The organism is [Actinomadura] parvosata subsp. kistnae (assembly GCF_900323885.1).
Classification (GTDB): Bacteria; Actinomycetota; Actinomycetes; order Streptosporangiales; family Streptosporangiaceae; genus Nonomuraea; species Nonomuraea composti.
Window position 1 is genome coordinate 269,625 of sequence record NZ_OOHJ01000022.1, and the last position, 14,909, is coordinate 284,533.

Annotated in this window: 12 protein-coding genes and 1 pseudogene; 7 read left to right on the forward strand and 6 right to left on the reverse strand. The window is 73.4% G+C overall.

The annotated features are described in order from the left end of the window. Window positions 1-22: 22 nt before the first annotated feature. Window positions 23-1,585, reverse strand: coding sequence for an MFS transporter (locus KIS93_RS44060; RefSeq protein WP_080041268.1), 1,563 nt, complete (start codon window positions 1,583-1,585; stop codon window positions 23-25). 1,010 nt (window positions 1,586-2,595) lie between these two features. Continuing rightward, on the reverse strand, window positions 2,596-3,837 hold the full coding sequence (locus KIS93_RS44065; protein WP_080041269.1) for an MFS transporter: 1,242 nt from the start codon (window positions 3,835-3,837) through the stop codon (window positions 2,596-2,598). Between the two features lie 145 nt (window positions 3,838-3,982). Between KIS93_RS44065 and panB the strand changes: the two genes are divergently transcribed. Continuing rightward, window positions 3,983-4,813 carry a 3-methyl-2-oxobutanoate hydroxymethyltransferase gene (gene panB / locus KIS93_RS44070; RefSeq protein ID WP_080041270.1) on the forward strand — a complete coding sequence of 277 codons (831 nt, stop codon included), beginning with the start codon at window positions 3,983-3,985 and terminating at the stop codon, window positions 4,811-4,813. Window positions 4,814-5,020: 207 nt separating this feature from the next. On the opposite strand, the gene KIS93_RS44075 is transcribed toward panB, so the two are convergent. Together KIS93_RS44075 and KIS93_RS44080 are read right to left on the reverse strand one after the other, a co-directional pair. Continuing rightward, window positions 5,021-6,019 carry a serine/threonine dehydratase gene (locus tag KIS93_RS44075; protein WP_230465425.1) on the reverse strand — a complete coding sequence of 333 codons (999 nt, stop codon included), beginning with the start codon at window positions 6,017-6,019 and terminating at the stop codon, window positions 5,021-5,023. 11 nt (window positions 6,020-6,030) lie between these two features. Further along, on the reverse strand, window positions 6,031-7,206 hold the full coding sequence (locus KIS93_RS44080; protein WP_080041272.1) for a trans-sulfuration enzyme family protein: 1,176 nt from the start codon (window positions 7,204-7,206) through the stop codon (window positions 6,031-6,033). Window positions 7,207-7,265: 59 nt separating this feature from the next. On the opposite strand from KIS93_RS44080, the gene KIS93_RS44085 reads away from it, so the two are divergent. The 6 genes and pseudogenes from KIS93_RS44085 to KIS93_RS44110 all read left to right on the forward strand — a co-directional run bounded on the left by KIS93_RS44085 (window position 7,266) and on the right by KIS93_RS44110 (window position 12,803). Then, a complete protein-coding gene (locus KIS93_RS44085) occupies window positions 7,266-8,687 on the forward strand; it encodes an aminotransferase-like domain-containing protein (RefSeq protein ID WP_080041273.1) in 1,422 nt (473 codons plus the stop codon). A gap of 13 nt (window positions 8,688-8,700) precedes the next feature. Then, window positions 8,701-9,390, forward strand: a complete 690-nt coding sequence (locus tag KIS93_RS44090; protein WP_080041274.1) for an alpha/beta hydrolase — start codon at window positions 8,701-8,703, stop codon at window positions 9,388-9,390. Between the two features lie 46 nt (window positions 9,391-9,436). Next, on the forward strand, window positions 9,437-10,318 hold the full coding sequence (locus KIS93_RS44095; protein WP_080041275.1) for an ABC transporter ATP-binding protein: 882 nt from the start codon (window positions 9,437-9,439) through the stop codon (window positions 10,316-10,318). Window positions 10,319-10,388: 70 nt separating this feature from the next. Then, entirely contained in the window at window positions 10,389-11,105 is a 717-nt protein-coding gene (locus tag KIS93_RS44100; protein ID WP_080041276.1) for an ABC transporter permease, read from the forward strand. 2 nt (window positions 11,106-11,107) lie between these two features. Further along, on the forward strand, window positions 11,108-12,202 hold the full coding sequence (locus tag KIS93_RS44105; RefSeq protein WP_080041277.1) for a sensor histidine kinase: 1,095 nt from the start codon (window positions 11,108-11,110) through the stop codon (window positions 12,200-12,202). Continuing rightward, window positions 12,199-12,803 (forward strand): annotated as a pseudogene (locus tag KIS93_RS44110) (response regulator transcription factor). Before KIS93_RS44105 ends, KIS93_RS44110 begins: the two are co-directional and overlap by 4 nt. Before the next feature lie 160 nt (window positions 12,804-12,963). Here the strand turns inward: KIS93_RS44110 and npdG are convergent. Together npdG and KIS93_RS44120 are read right to left on the reverse strand one after the other, a co-directional pair. Then, window positions 12,964-13,617 (reverse strand): NADPH-dependent F420 reductase, encoded by a 654-nt coding sequence (npdG, locus tag KIS93_RS44115; RefSeq protein ID WP_080041279.1) that lies wholly within the window; start codon window positions 13,615-13,617, stop codon window positions 12,964-12,966. Window positions 13,618-13,738: 121 nt separating this feature from the next. Next, window positions 13,739-14,887, reverse strand: a complete 1,149-nt coding sequence (locus tag KIS93_RS44120) for a lipase family protein (protein WP_080041280.1) — start codon at window positions 14,885-14,887, stop codon at window positions 13,739-13,741. Window positions 14,888-14,909 lie beyond the last annotated feature (22 nt).

Sequence of the window (14,909 nt, forward strand, 5' to 3'; positions counted from 1 at the left end):
GCTTCATCGGCCGGGCCGCCCGTCATCCGCGGGACGACGTCAGCACCGGCTCCTTCTGCTCCGCGTGCTTGGCGAAGCGGGGCTTGCCGGGCATCCACAGGGCCACCACCCCGATGCCGAGCAGCCCGATCACCGCCGACACCATCGCCGTGACGTGCATGCCGTCGACGAACGCGGTGAACGCCGGCTGGATCAGCGCCTGCCCCTTGGCGCCGAGCTCCTGCACGACCCCCATGGTCGCCATGATCGACTCACCGGCGGCGTGCCGCACGCCCTCCGGCAGAGCGGTCAGCGCGGGCTCCATCTCGCCCCGGTAGCTGGACGACAGCACCGAGCCGAGCACGGCCACGCCGAGCGCGCCCGACACCTGGCGGACGGTGTTGCTCATGGCCGAGCCGACACCCGCCTTCTCCCGGGGCAGCGCCTCCATGATGGCCGTGGTCGCGGGCGGCATGATGTTCGCCATCGCGGCGCCCTGCACGAAGAAGATGACCTCGATGAGCACGATCGGCGTGTTCTGGTCCATGAGGGCGTAGCTGCCCAGGGCCAGGGTGACCACGACCATGCTGACGGTGGCCGACAGCTTGGCGCCGAACCGCTCGTTCACCCGCTGGCTGAGCGGCGCGAAGATCAGCTGCGCGGCGGCGAACGGGATCATCAGCGCGCCCGCCTGGATCGGCGTGAATCCCAGCACGATCTGCAGGTAGAACGTGAGGAAGAACATCCCTCCCATCATCGCGAAGAACACGATGCCCATCATGCCGATGGCCGAGCTGAAGCGGACGTTACTGAAGCTGCGCACGTCGAACACCGGGTGGTCGATGCGCCGCTCCCACCACACGAACACGCCCAGCACCGCCACGCCGACCAGCGTCGGCACCAGCACCTCGGCGCTCGCCACGGTGCCCACCTCGCCGCCGCGGATGATGCCGTACACGAGGGCCACCAGACCGATGATGGACAGCACCACGCCGACCGGGTCGAGCTTGGACGGCTTCGGGTCGCGCGACTCGGGCACCACGGCCGCGATCAGGATCATGCTGATCACCACGATCGGCACGTTGATCAGGAAGACCGAGCCCCACCAGAAGTGCTCGATCAGCAGGCCGCCCGTGATCGGCCCGACGGCCACCGCGAGCCCCACGCCACCGGCCCACACGCCGATGGCCTTGCCCCGCTCGGCCGGCGGGAACACGTTCGAGATGATCGCCAGCGTGGCCGGCATGATGGCCGCACCACCGATGCCCATCGCCGCCCTGGCCAGGATCAGCTGCATCGGATCCTGCGAGTAGGCGCTGGCCAGCGAGGCCAGGCCGAACAGCAACATGCCGATGAACAACATGCGCTTGCGACCTGTTCGGTCGCCGATCACGCCGAACGTGAACAACAGGCCGGCGAACACGAGCGTGTAGGAGTTGATCGCCCACTCCAGCTCGCTCTGGGTGGCGCCCAATCCGACCGTCTCGTCGGCGATGGTCTTCATCGCCACGTTCAGGATCGTGTTGTCGAGCACCACGGCCAGCAGGCTGAACACGAGCACGCCGAGGATGCCCCAGCGGCGTGGGTGTCCGGTGTTCGGGTCCATGTGAAGGTCCTTAATTTCGATACGTTTGAGTTTCGCAACGTCACCGTATCGCAAGCCATTCCGATACGCAACGGTCCCGTTTCGTAAACCTTGGGTAAACTCCCACCCCCACCCACCCGAACCCCTGGCCCGAGGCGGCCCTCCCCGCAGCTCACCGGCCCTCCGCCGCCTCCGGCCGCGAACACGCCCTCCCGGCTCATGCGGGCTCCCGCACACACCGCCCGCGCCTGCTGGCCGCCCCCTGGCTCGGAGCCGCGCATGAGAACCGCCGACGCAGGCACCTCACCGTCGCCGCACAGCACACGACCGACAGGCCCGCTCCGGCCTCCCGGCGTAGGCACCACCGCCGCACGGCACGCGACCGGTAGGCGCGCCGCCCAGGGCGCCTCGCCACCCGCGCGCCGTACCGCACGAGCGCCTCGGCGGGTGCCTCGCCACGCGCACGCCCCCGACGCACCCGTGCAGGGCGCCTCGCCCCACGCCTCCAGGCGCGGCACGTGCCCAGCAGGCGTGCCCTGGCCGCACACCTCACCACTCGCCTGCCGCACCCGGGCGCCGGCGCGCCTCCCCAGGCCACTGCCCCGCACAGCGCCTCCCGACACAGGCGGCGCACCGGCCTCCGGGCGCAGACACCTCGCCCCTGCCGCTCGGCACGCGACCGGCAGGCGCGCCCCGCCCAGGGCGCCTCGCCACCCGCACGCCGTACCGCACGGCGCCAGCGCACCTGCGCAGGCCGCTGCCTCGCACCACGACGCCCGGCGCTGGCACGCGTCCGGCAAGCGTGTCCCGGCCGGACACCTCGCCGCCCCACCCCGCTGCGGCCACGCCCCGGCACGACCCCCGCCCGGGCTCCTGGCGCCGCGGCGGCGAGAGGGTGTGCGGTGGGGCCCGGCGGGGATCGCGGTGGGCAGCCGCGCGGGGCGCGGACGGGCGCGATGCCCCGGGAGCAGCCCCCGCTCACCCCCGGGGGCAGCCCGCCGACCGGGCTCACGCACTGGACGGCGCCGGGCTCACTCCCGCGACAACCCCGCTTTCTCCACCTCCGCGAGCTCGGCCGCCTCCTCCTCCAAGGACATCGCCCCCGACGTGGCGGGGCGGCGGCGCCAGAAGGGGAGGGCGGTCAGGACCATGGCCACGCCGACGAGCCCCGCCAGGACGAACGCCCACTCCGGCCCCGCCCCGTCGATGACGGCGCCCGCGATGGGGGCCGAGGCTGCGCCGCCGATCAGCAGGGCGGTGCCGTGGAAGCCCATCGCCTCGCCGCGGGCCGCGCTGGGCACCCACCGGCTGAGGACGTCGACCGTGGACGACAGCGCGGGCGCGCACAGCAGACCGGCGGGCAGGAGTGCCAGCACCAGCCAGTGCCAGCCGCCCCCGACGAACGCGACGGGGATGGTCAGCGCCCCCATGGCCGCGATCAGGGCCAGAGGGGAGAAGCCGCGCGACAGCCCGCCGTACACGAAGCCGCCGACGAGCGAGAACACGCACCAGATCGCGACCGCGAGCCCGACCCACACGGTCTGGTCCGCCTTGTTCATGGTGGCGACCAGGGACAGCTCGGTCGCGGTGAGCACGAACGTGGCGGCCGCGGCCGTGCCGAGCAGCGCGACGAACGCGGGCGTGAGCCACTGCCGCCTCGGCACCTTGACCGACTCCGCCTCCAGCTCGGCGGCCGAGCGGACGGGCGGGTTGAGCACGATCAGGCCCAGCCCCGCCGCCGTCAGGCCGACGCCGATGGCCGTCAGCGTCACGCCGCTGCCGAACGTCGTGATGCCCGCCACGGCGAGCGCCGGCCCCGCCATGTAGGACAGCTCGACCAGCATCGAGTCGAGTGCGAACCCGCTGCGCCGCTGCTCGACCGGCACCATGGCCGCCAGGCACTGCCGCGTCACGCTGAACACCGGCAGCGCGAGCAGCCCCGCCACCGCCGCCGCCACGAGCAGGACGGGGAACGGCAGCGCCCACGCGCTCGCCCAGAACGCCGCCTGGGCCACGGTGGTGACGGCGAGCACCGGCCGCAGGCCGTGCTTGTCGACGAACCGGCCCGACAACGGCGAGCCGATGGCCATGCCGATCGTGCTGGCCATCGAGATCAGCCCGGCCGGGCCGTAGTCGAGCCCCATCACCTCGGCCACGTGCAGGGTCAGCGCCATGCCCACGGCCGTGGCGGGCACGCGGGCCAGCAGCCCCACCAGGAGCAGCGTGGGGACGCCGGGAATTTTGAGCAGGCGCCGGTAAGGGTCGAGAGCCATGGTGTTCGTTACCTCCGACGTCGATTCTGGCAAGAGGCACCGACAGTTCTGCCACTGGTTTTCGTGGATGACAGCGCGTGACATCATCGGAGTGAGTCCGGGGACGCCACTGGGGCGCCTCGAGACGTTCTGGAGGGTGATCACTATGTCCTCTTCAACCACGCTGTACGGCGGCGCGTCCGGGCGGCGCGTCACCGTCCGCGACCTCGCCGCCGCCAAGGAGCGCGGAGAGCGGTGGCCCATGGTCACCGCCTACGACGCGATGACGGCGCGGGTGTTCGACTCGGCGGGCATCCCGGTCCTGCTCGTGGGCGACTCGGCGGCCATGGTCGTCTACGGTTACGACTCCACGCTGCCCGTCACGGTCGACGACCTCCTGCCGCTCACGGCCGCCGTCGTGCGCGGCTCGTCGCGGGCCATGGTGGTGGCGGACCTGCCGTTCGGGTCGTACCAGGGGTCGCCGCAGCAGGCGCTGGAGTCGGCGGCGCGGTTCATGAAGGAGGCCGGGGCGCACGCGGTCAAGCTGGAAGGCGGACGGCGGGTCCTGCCGCAGGTGGAGGCGCTGGTGTCGGCCGGGATCCCGGTCATGGCGCACCTCGGGCTGACCCCGCAGTCGGTCAACGTCATGGGCGGCTACCGCGTACAGGGGCGGGGCCAGTCGGGCGACGAGCTCATGTCCGACGCCAAGGACCTGGAACGGGCCGGGGCGTTCTCCGTGGTGCTGGAGTGCGTGCCGGCCGAGCTGGCGCAGCGGGTGACGACGTCGCTGGCGATCCCGACCATCGGGATCGGGGCGGGGGCGGCGACGGACGCGCAGGTCCTGGTGTGGCAGGACCTCATGGGGCTGACGCCCCGGCCGGCCCGGTTCGTCAAGCGGTACTCCGACCTCGCCGGCGAGATGGACCGCGCCGTACGGGCCTTCGCCGACGACGTGATGTCCGGCCGGTTCCCCGCGCCCGAGCACACCTACACCTGAGCCACCGGAGGCACCCCGCCGCTCAGGACACCCTGAGGACGCCCGCTCGCCGTGAGCGGGCGTCCGCGCGTGTGTCAGGGCCTGCGCGTGTGTCGGGGCCCGCGCATGTGCCGTGCCCGCGCATGTGCCAGGCCCGCGCGCGTGTCAGGGTCCCGCGCGCGTGTCAGGGTCCCGCGCGTGTGTCAGGGTCCCGCGGTTGTGTCGGCGTCAGGACGTGGTCAGCGTGGCCGGGTCGGTGTTCGAGCCGCACACCACCACCGCGACCCGTTCGCCCGGTTCGGGCTGGTAGGCGCCGGACAGGAGCGCCGCGTACGCTGCGGCGCCCGCGTGCTCGGCCGCCAGCCGGTGCCGCTCCCAGAGGGTGCGCCGCGCCGAGACGATCGCCTCGTCCGTCACGAGGACGCTCTCGACCCGTGGCCCGGACAGCACCTCGAACGCCAGCCCGCCGATCTTGCTGGCGCCGAGCGCGTCCGCGCCCACGCCGCCGACCTCGACCTGCACCGGCTCGCCCGCCTGGAGCGCCGCGTTGAGGGTCGGGATCCGCTCGGGCTCGACGGCCACGATCTTGGGCCCGGAGCCGGGGGTGGAGCCGGCGGTGCCGAGGGTGATGCCGGCCGCGAAGCCGCCCCCGCCGACCGCGACCAGCACGGTGTCCAAGGCGGCGCCCTGCGCCGTGTCCAAGGCGGCGCCCTGCGCCGGGTCCGGCGCCCCGTCCGGCGCCGCGCCGACCTGCTCCACCAGCTCCAACCCGGTGGTCCCCTGCCCCGCCACCACCTCAGCCTGGTCGTAGGCATGGACGCTGAGCGCCCCGGTCTCGGCGGCGCGTTTGGCGGCGGCGTCGGCGGCCTCGGAGTAGATGGCGCCCGTCTGGACGATGTGCGCCCCCAGCGCCCGCAGCCCGTCCACCTTGACGGGGCTGGTCACCTCGGGCACGTAGATCTCGGCCCGCACCCCCAGCGCCCGCGCCGCGAAGGCCACGGCCAGCCCGTGGTTGCCGCCGCTGGCGGCGATCACCCCGCTGTCGGGCAGCTCGCCGGCGGACAGGATGCGGTTGAACGCCCCGCGTACCTTGAAGGACCCGGCGTGCTGCAGCAGCTCCAGCTTCAGCCAGAGCCCGGGCGAGATCTGGATCACGGGTGTGCGGAGCACGTGCCCGGCGATCCGCCGTGCGGCGGCGAGCACGTGCTCATGAGTAACGGTCGTCACGATCGTCAAGGCTATGCCAGGGCCTGGGACAGGTCGGCCCACAGGTCGTCGGGGTGTTCGATGCCGGCGGCGACGCGGACGGTGCCCTCGCCGATGCCGCTGCGCCGCAGCTCCTCGGGGGCGAGGGAGCGGTGGGAGGTGGAGGCGGGGTGCAGGACGAGTGTCTCGACGCCGCCGAGTGAGGGGGCGAGCAGCGCCACGCGTACGGAGCTCATGAACTTCTCCCCCGCGGCCCGCCCGCCGGCCAGGTCGAACGAGAACACGCCGCCGAACCCGCCGGGCAGCAGCTTGCCGGCCAGCTCGTGTGACGGGTGCGTGGCCAGGCCGGGCCAGTGCACGGCGGTGACGGCGGGGTGCTCGGCGAGCCGGGTGGCGAGGTGGTGGGCGTTGTCGCAGTGGCGTCGCATGCGCAGCGCCAGCGTCTGCATGCCGCGCAGCGTGAGCCAGCTCGCGAACGGGTCGGGCGAGGCTCCCAGCTCGATGGCGAAGTGCCACAGCTCGTCGTAGAGCTCGCGGCCGGACAGGACGACGACGCCGCCCACCACGTCGGTGTGCCCGGACAGGTACTTGGTGGTGGAGTGGACGACGATGTCGGCACCGTGCTCGATGGGGCGGCACAGCAGGGGCGTGGCGAAGGTGTTGTCGACCACGGACAGGATCCCGAGGTCGCGGGCGACCTCGCACATGGCGGGCAGGTCTGCGACCAGGGTCATGGGGTTGCTGATGGTCTCCAGGTAGACGAGCCGGGTCTCGGGGCGGACGGCGGCGCGCAGGGCGGCGGGGTCGTTCTCGGGCACGTACGTGACGGTGATGCCGAACCGGGCGACCAGCTCGTTGATCATGGCGGCGGTGCCCCCGTACAGGGAGCGCTGGGCCACGAGGTGGTCGCCGGGCTTGAGCAGCCCGAACAGCACGACGTTGATGGCGCCCATGCCGGAGCCGGTGGCGATGCCGTGCGCGCCGCCTTCCAGCCCGGCGACGGCCAGCTCCAGGGAGCGCACGGTCGGGTTGCTGTAGCGCCCGTACACGTACGCCCCGTCGGGGCGCCCCATCGACTCGGCCATCACGGCGGGGTCGTCGAAGGTGAAGCCGGAGGTCTGGTAGATCGGCACGCTGATGGGACGGCTGCCCTCGATGGGCGGCTGGGGGACGTGCACGGCCCTCGTCTCTGGGCGGAGTTCGCTCATGGTTCCAGCATTCCTGGCCAGGAGAGCCGATATCAGAGCCAATGCGGCAGAATTGGTCCATGAATGGGGCCAATCTGGATGACCTCGTCGATCTCCTCGGGCGTTGGGCGTCGGGGCGCGGGCCGCTGTACCTGCTGCTCGCCGCCCGCCTGCGGGCGCTGATCGACGACGGCGTGCTGGCGCCGGACGAGCCGCTGCCGCCCGACCGGGTGCTGGCCAGGCGGCTGGCGGTGGGGCGGGGCACGGTGGTGGCCGCGTACGATCTGCTGCAGCAGGAGGGCCGGCTGGTGCGCCGCCAGGGCAGCGGCACGCGGGTGGCCGCGCTCGACCTGCCCGCGACCCGCACCACCGACGGCGTGGCGGCCAACCCGCTGCTGCTGCACATCCTGCACCCGCCGGACAACGTGCAGCTGCTGACCTGCGCGGCCCCGCACGACCCGCCGCCCGCGCTGTGCGAGGCGTACGCGCAGGCCGCCGGGCGCCTGCCCGGCCTGCACGAGATGGGTTACCAGCCGGCCGGCAACCCGGAGCTGCGGGCGGCGCTGGCCGCGTACTACACCGGCCGCGGCCTGCCCACGACCCCCGACGAGATCGTCGTGACGACGGGCGCCCAGCAGGCGCTCACCCTGCTCACGGCGCTGCTGGTGGCGCCGGGCGACACGGTGCTGACGGAGACGCCGACGTATCCGGGCGCGCTGGAGGCGTTCCGGCACGCGGCGGCGGTCGTGCGGCCCGCGGCGAGCATCGAGGACGTGCGCGAGCGCCCGGCGCTGGCCTACTTCGTCCCGTCGGTGCGCAACCCGGACGGCGCGATCATGGACAACCCGTCCCGCAGGCGGCTGGCCACGCTCGCCGCCGAGCACGACGTGCCGCTCATCGACGACGAGGTCCGCGCCGAGCTGTGCTTCTCCGGCGAGACGCCGACGCCGCTGGCGGCCTTCCACCGGGGCGAGCAGATCATCACGGTCGGCTCGCTGAGCAAGCTCGTCTGGGGCGGCCTGCGGGTGGGCTGGATCCGCGCCGCCCCGCCGCTGGTCTCGCGGCTGGCCAGGCTCCGGGCCGTGCACGACCTGGGCGGCGAGGTGGTCAGCCAGCTCGCCGCCGCCGCGCTGCTGCGCCGTCTCGACGAGGTCCGCGCCGCGCAGCTTGCCACGTCGCGCGCCCGCCACGACCACCTGTGCGCCGAGCTGCGCTCCCGGCTGCCGTCCTGGACGTTCGAGCCCGCCCGCGGCGGCCAGACCCTGTGGGTACGCATCCCGCACGGCGACGTCGACTCCTTCGCCCAGGTGGCGCTCCGGCACGGCGTGGCCATCCCGCCCGGCCGCTCCTTCGACCCGTTGGGCGCCTACGCCGACCACATGCGCCTGCACTTCCTCTTCCCCGAGGAGGAGCTTTCGCGAGCGGTGAACAACCTGGCCCTGGCCTGGGCCTCCTACGACGGAGCCGGTCGTGCGGTCTCCCGGCACCCCCTCGTCGTCTGACAGGGTGGGACGCATGCAGACGACGTTCGTACTCGTGCACAGCCCCTCCGTCGGGCCCTCGACGTGGGGCGCGGTGGCCGAGTCGCTGGAGCGCCGCGGGCATGCCGCCGTGGTGCCCGACCTGACCGGCGTCTCGGCGGGCGGGGCGCCCTATTGGCCGCGCGTGGTGGCGGCGGTGCGGGCCGCCGTCCCCGCCGGCGGTCCCCTCGTGCTGGTCGTGCACAGCAACGCCGGGTTCTTCCTGCCGGTGATCAAGGAGGGGCTCGACGGGCGGGTGGTGGCGTGCGTGTTCGCCGACGCGCACATCCCGCCCGCCGAAGGGCTGGTCAAGACCGCGGAGGAGGCGTTCCTGCCGTTCCTGCGCGACCTCGCGGGCCCCGACGGCGTGCTGCCGCGCTGGACCGACTGGTGGGACGAAGAGGACGTGGTGGCCATGCTGCCCGACCCCGCCGTCCGCATCCGCGTGGCCGCCGAGCAGCCGCGGCTGCCGCTCGACTACTACACGCAGCCGATCCCCGTCCCCTCCGGCTGGGACTCCGTCCGGTGCTCCTGCCTCTGGTACGGGCCGCCGTACGAGACGGTCGCCGAGGAGGCCGCGCGCAGGGGCTGGCCGGTGACCCGGGTGGCCGGCATGCACCTGCACCAGATCGTCGACCCCGAGGGCGTCACCGACGCGCTGCTCAAGCTGTCCGGGAAGTCGTGAATTCTTCACTGTCGCCCGGTGAGCCCGCCCGGCGACAGTGGAGCGCATGACAGCTATCGAAGTGCACGGGCTGCGCAAGAGCCACCAGGGGTTCGAGGCGGTGAAGGACGTCTCGTTCGAGGTGGCGGAAGGAGAGATCTTCGCGCTGCTCGGCAGGAACGGCGCGGGCAAGACCACCACGATCGAGGTGCTGGCGGGCTTCCGGCGGGCCGACGGCGGCACCGTGCGGGTGCTCGGCCTCGACCCGCACGCCGACCGCGCCGCCGTGCGCCGGCGCACCGGCATCATGCTGCAGGAGGCCGGGTTCTTCCCCGACCTGACGGTCGCGCAGACCGTCGACACCTGGCGCGACTTCACCTCCGCGCCCCGCCCCCGCGACGAGGCGCTCGACCTGGCCGGCCTGCGCGCCAGGGCCGGCACCAAGGTGCGGCAGCTCTCCGGCGGCGAGAAGCGCAGGCTCGACCTGGCGCTGGCCCTGCTGGGCCGCCCCGACCTGCTGTTCCTCGACGAGCCGAGCACCGGCATGGACCCCGAGGCGCGCGCCGCCACCTGGGACGTCATCCGCGACCTGGCCGGGCAGGGCACCACGATCCTGCTGACCACGCACTACCTGGAGGAGGCGCAGCGCCTGGCCGCCTCCATGGCGATCATGGACGAGGGGCGCATCGTCGCCTCCGGCGGCATGGCCGAGACACTCGCCGCCCGCAGCGGGCGGGTGGCCTTCCGGCTGCCCGCGCACGTGGACCCCGGCGCCCTGCCGCTGCCGGTCACCGTCGAGCAGGGGCTGGCCGTGTGCCGCGCCGAGGACCCCGACCTGGCCGCGCAGACGCTGCTGACGTGGGCGGCCGAGCGCGGGCTGCGCCTGGCGGGCCTGGAGGTCCGCACCGCCACCCTCGAAGACCTGTTCCTGGAGCTGAGCGCCCGATGAGCCGGTTCGTGAAGAAGTCGACCCCCTCCCCGCGCCCGTCACTGGATTCGTCTCTGGAGAGGTACGCCCGATGAGCCTGACCGCCACCTACCGTCTCGGCACCCGCCTGTTCTGGCGCGACAAGTCCATGCTGTTCGCCTCCGTGATCACGCCGGTCGGCCTGGCCGTGGGCCTGCCCACGCTGATGCGCCACGTGACCACCGGAGGCGTCGCCGACGCCGCCGCGGTCGCGCACGCCTCGCTCTCGATCCTGCTGGCGATCACCGCGTTCATGAACATCACCGTGGCCCTGACCGCCCGCCGCGACCAGCTCGTCCTGAAGCGGCTGCGCTCGACCCGGCTGACGGACGGCCAGCTCCTGCTGGGCCAGATCGCCAGCACGGCCACGCAGACCGTGGCGCTCATCGTAGTGTGCACGGTCGCGGTGCGCTTCGCCGCCGGCGTCCCCCTGCCCGCGAACCCCCTGGCCTTCGCCGCCGTCACGATCGCGGGCTCCGTGGTGATGTCCCTGCTCGGGGCCGCGTACACGGCCGTGGTCCCGCGCTCGGAGCTGGCCGCCGCGTACACCATGCCGGTCTTCCTGGTCGCCGCGGTGGCGGCGGGCGCGATGGGCCCGATCCCGGTGCCCTCCTGGCTGCGCCCCGTCCTCGACCTGCTGCCCACCACGGTCGTCGTGGACGCGGTCAGGACCGGGGACCTGGTCGTGCCCTTCCTGACCCTGGCCGGCTGGACCGTGGCAGGGCTGGTCGCACTGCGCTGGTTCCGCTGGGAACCCCGCAGGTCATAATCGTGACCGTGGTCTCCTCCTCCTCCGCCCGCAGGCTGGCCAGCGTGCTCATCACGGCCGTCTCGTGCGCGTACACGGCGATCACGCTCGTCTACTTCCTGCAAGGCGCCTTCTACGGCGTGACGGCCGCCCTGTCCATGACGGCCGTGGTCGCCACCCACTACGTCAACATGCGGGCCGGCCTGCGCGGCACGCGCCCGCCCCTCTTCCCCGCGACGCTGGCGCTCCAGGCCGTGGCCACCTACCTGCCCGACTTCCTGCTGCCCGGCGGCATGTCGGCGCTGACGGCGCCGATGCTCGCCGGGTCGCTGCTGGTGCTCCTGCCGCTGCGCTGGGGTGGCCCGCTGGTCGGCCTCATGATGCTGAGCGAGGGCACCCGCCTGTGGTGGGGCCTGGCGGGGGCGCACGTCACGTTCTTCTACGTCGCCACGATCGCCACGACGGGCGCCATGATCTACGCGCTGGTCCGGTTCGTACGGGTGACCGCCGAGCTGGAGCAGGCCAGGGCCGAGCTGGCGGAGGCCGCGGTGCTCAAGGAACGGCTGCGCATCTCCCGCGACCTGCACGACGGCCTCGGCCGCAGCCTCACCGCGATCGCGCTCAAGGGCGACCTGGCCGGCCGGCTCATCGACCGCGACCCCGCCGCCGCCCGCCACGAGGTCGGCGAGCTGACGCAGGTCGCCAGGGAGGCGGCCCAGGACGTCCGGCAGGTCGCCCGGGGGTACCGGGAGATGTCGCTGGCGGGCGAGGTGGACCGGGCCGTGGCGCTCCTGGAGTCGTCCGGGGTGAGCGCGCAGGCGCACCTGGCCGACGTGACGCTGCCGGAACGCTCCGAGGCGGCACTGGCCTGGGCCGTGCGTGAGGGCGTCACCAACGTGCTGCGCCACAGCATGGCCACCACCTGCACGATCACCACCTCGCTGCAGGGCGGCAGGGTGCGGCTGGAGGTCGCCAACGACGGCGCACCCGCCACCCCGGGAGCGGCCAACGGGGGCCTCACGGGGCTGGCCGAACGCGCCGCCCAGGCGGGCGGCTCCTGCACCACCACCCCGACCGGCGAGGGCGGCTTCCTCCTCGCGGTGGAGGTCGCGGCGTGATCAGGGTGTTGCTGGCCGAGGACATGCACATGATCCGCGCTGCCCTCACCGCCCTGCTCCGCCTGGAGCCCGACATCGAGGTGGTGGCGGAGGTCACCCGCGGCGACGAGATCGTCCCCGAGGCGCTGCGGGTGCGGCCCGACGTCGCGGTCGTCGACATCGACCTGCCGGTCATGGACGGCATCACCGCCGCCGCCACGCTCCGGGAACGCCTGCCGTCCTGCCGGATCCTGGTGCTCACGGCGATGGGCCAGCCGGGGCAGGTGCGCAGGGCGCTGGCGGCGGGCATCGAGGCGTTCCTGGTCAAGGACGCCCCGGCGACCGGCTGGCGGACGCGATCAGGCGCACCGCCGCCGGGCTGCGCGTGCTGGACGCCGAGCTGGTCTCCTCGGCCATGGAGTACGGCGAGAGCCCCCTGACGCCCCGGGAGTCGACCGTCCTCAAGGAGGCGGCGAGGGGTTCCTCGGCCGAGGAGATCGCCGCCCGCCTCCACCTCTCCCCCGGCACCGTCCGCAACTACCTCACGGGGGCGATCACGAAGACGGGCGCCCGCAACAAGATCGACGCCATCCGGATCGCCGAGGACGCCGGCTGGCTGTGACGCCCCGCCAACCGGCCACGGCCCGCCCGCGCACACACGCCCGCGCCCGTGCCCGCAGGTCCAGCGACCGCATGCGCACCGAGTACACGTGCGGCGAGCAAACGGGAAGGCGAGCGCACGGGCGGCGGTCAGGGCATGGCGACCGCCCTCGGACGTCTCGTCAGATGTCGGTGATGCGGAGCCCCGCGTGGGCCTTGTAGCGGCGGTTCACCGAGATGATGTTGGCGGTCAGCGCCTCGATCTGGTGAGCGTTGCGCAGCCGCCCGCCATACACCCCTCGCACCCCGGGAATCACCTCGGCCAGCTTCTGCACGGTGTCGGTGGCCTCGCGGTCGTCGCCCAGCACCAGCACGTCGAGATCCACCTTGTCCACGGCGGGATCCATCAGCACCACGGCCGACACGTGGTGGAAGGCGGCCACCACGCGGCTGTCGGGCAGCACGGCGGCGGCCTGCTGGGCGGCGCTGCCCTCCTCGACCGGCAGCGCGTAGGCGCCCTGCTTGTCGAACCCGAGCGGGTTGACGCAGTCGACCACGATCTTGCCGGCCAGCTCGCCCTTCAGCGACTCCAGCAACGCCTTGTGCCCTTCGTACGGCACCGCCACGATCACGATGTCGGCCCGGGCGGCCACGGCGGCGTTGTCGTCACCGCTCGCGCCGGCCCCGATGGAGTCGGCCGCCTCCTGGGCCCGCTGGGCGCTGCGCGAGCCGATCAGCACCTGGAGCCCCGCCAGCGCGAACCGTCGCGCCAGGCCCTTCCCCTGGTCACCGGTGCCGCCGAGGATGGCGATGGAAAGTCCGTTCACGTCTGTCATAACCAGATCATGCCAGGCCCGCCCGGCGAGAGCGCCGGGCGGGCCGCCGTGTCTGTGAACGGTCGCAGCCAGTTGCTGTCCATGAAGGGATTCGCAGCCAGTTGCCGTCTGTGAACGACGCTCAGCAGTTGCTGGTCGCGGGGAGGCCGAGGATGCGCAGGGCCAGCCATTCGATGGCGAGCGGGCCGCCTTCGACGGCGCCGGTGACGTGGTCGGGTGCGGGCAGCGAGGTCCAGCGCACTCTCGCCCCCGCCCGGCAGTACTCGCCGCGCAGCGTGGAGGCGACGGCGATCGGGATGATCTGGTCGCCGCGCGCGTGGTAAAGGAACAGGGGGACGCGCGGCGGGGTGGCGCCGAGCCGGTTCTCGGCGAGGCGGGCCAGCCACTTGGGCTGGTTGAGCAGGTCGATGGGGCTGAGGTCGGCGAAGCTGAGCCCGGCCAGCTTGCTCGTCAGCTCGTCCACGCAGTCGTCGGCGGCGTCGGTGAGCAGGGCGCGGCCGCGGTCGTTGAGGTCGGCCTGGAGGTTCAGCTCGGGGTAGGCGGCGTCGAGCCCGACCCCGGCCGCGGCGGCGAGGCCGAAGTCGGGGCCGCCGTCGAGGTGCTGGGCGACGGCGCGCAGGTCGGCGGGCACCCCGCCGGCGGCGACGCCGCGCAGCCGCAGCTCGGGCGCGTACGAGGGCTGGAGCTGGGCGGCCCACGCGGCGGAGGCGCCGCCCTGGGAGTAGCCCATGATCCCGACGGGCGCCGTGGCGGACAGCCCGGCGCCCGGCACGCGCGCGGCGGCCCTGACCGCGTCGAGCACGGCGTGCCCTTGCGAGATCCCCGCCATGTACGTGTGCGGCCCGGGCGTGCCGAGCCCTTCGTAGTCGGTCATGGCGACCGCGTACCCCTTGAGCAGGAACAGGCTGACCAGCGCCAGCTCGGCCTCCCCGCCCCGGGCGAGGCCGGCGGAGGGGGCGCACTGGTCGCCGAGCCCGTGGGTGCCGAAGGCGTAGCTGATGATCGGGCGGGTGCCGAGCGGGTAGCCGGCCTTGGGCACGAGGAGGGTGCCGGAGACGGTGTTGAGGCCGCCGGTGGCGGAGGTGGAGTTGTAGAGCACGTGCCAGGCGTTGACCGGGACTTCCAGCAGTTTGCCCGGCAGCAGGTAGACCGTGGTGGGCTGGGCGGAGACGACGTCTCCTGGTGCTGCGGCGCGGGCCGGGCCCGCGACGAGCAGCGACATGATCGATAACAGGATCATGGACATGCTGACGCGCACACGTAAGGTCATGTGCCGCCCCTCTCCGTGAGGA

What these genes read in the sequence shown, in the direction of transcription:
- KIS93_RS44090 (WP_080041274.1), top strand. Translation starts at nt 8,701, where the DNA reads ATGCAGACGACGTTCGTACTCGTGCACAGCCCCTCCGTCGGGCCCTCG.
- KIS93_RS44080 (WP_080041272.1), bottom strand. Translation starts at nt 7,206, where the DNA reads ATGAGCGAACTCCGCCCAGAGACGAGGGCCGTGCACGTCCCCCAGCCG.
- KIS93_RS44095 (WP_080041275.1), top strand. Translation starts at nt 9,437, where the DNA reads ATGACAGCTATCGAAGTGCACGGGCTGCGCAAGAGCCACCAGGGGTTC.
- KIS93_RS44060 (WP_080041268.1), bottom strand. Translation starts at nt 1,585, where the DNA reads ATGGACCCGAACACCGGACACCCACGCCGCTGGGGCATCCTCGGCGTG.
- KIS93_RS44085 (WP_080041273.1), top strand. Translation starts at nt 7,266, where the DNA reads ATGAATGGGGCCAATCTGGATGACCTCGTCGATCTCCTCGGGCGTTGG.
- panB (WP_080041270.1), top strand. Translation starts at nt 3,983, where the DNA reads ATGTCCTCTTCAACCACGCTGTACGGCGGCGCGTCCGGGCGGCGCGTC.
- KIS93_RS44100 (WP_080041276.1), top strand. Translation starts at nt 10,389, where the DNA reads ATGAGCCTGACCGCCACCTACCGTCTCGGCACCCGCCTGTTCTGGCGC.
- KIS93_RS44065 (WP_080041269.1), bottom strand. Translation starts at nt 3,837, where the DNA reads ATGGCTCTCGACCCTTACCGGCGCCTGCTCAAAATTCCCGGCGTCCCC.
- npdG (WP_080041279.1), bottom strand. Translation starts at nt 13,617, where the DNA reads ATGACAGACGTGAACGGACTTTCCATCGCCATCCTCGGCGGCACCGGT.
- KIS93_RS44120 (WP_080041280.1), bottom strand. Translation starts at nt 14,887, where the DNA reads ATGACCTTACGTGTGCGCGTCAGCATGTCCATGATCCTGTTATCGATC.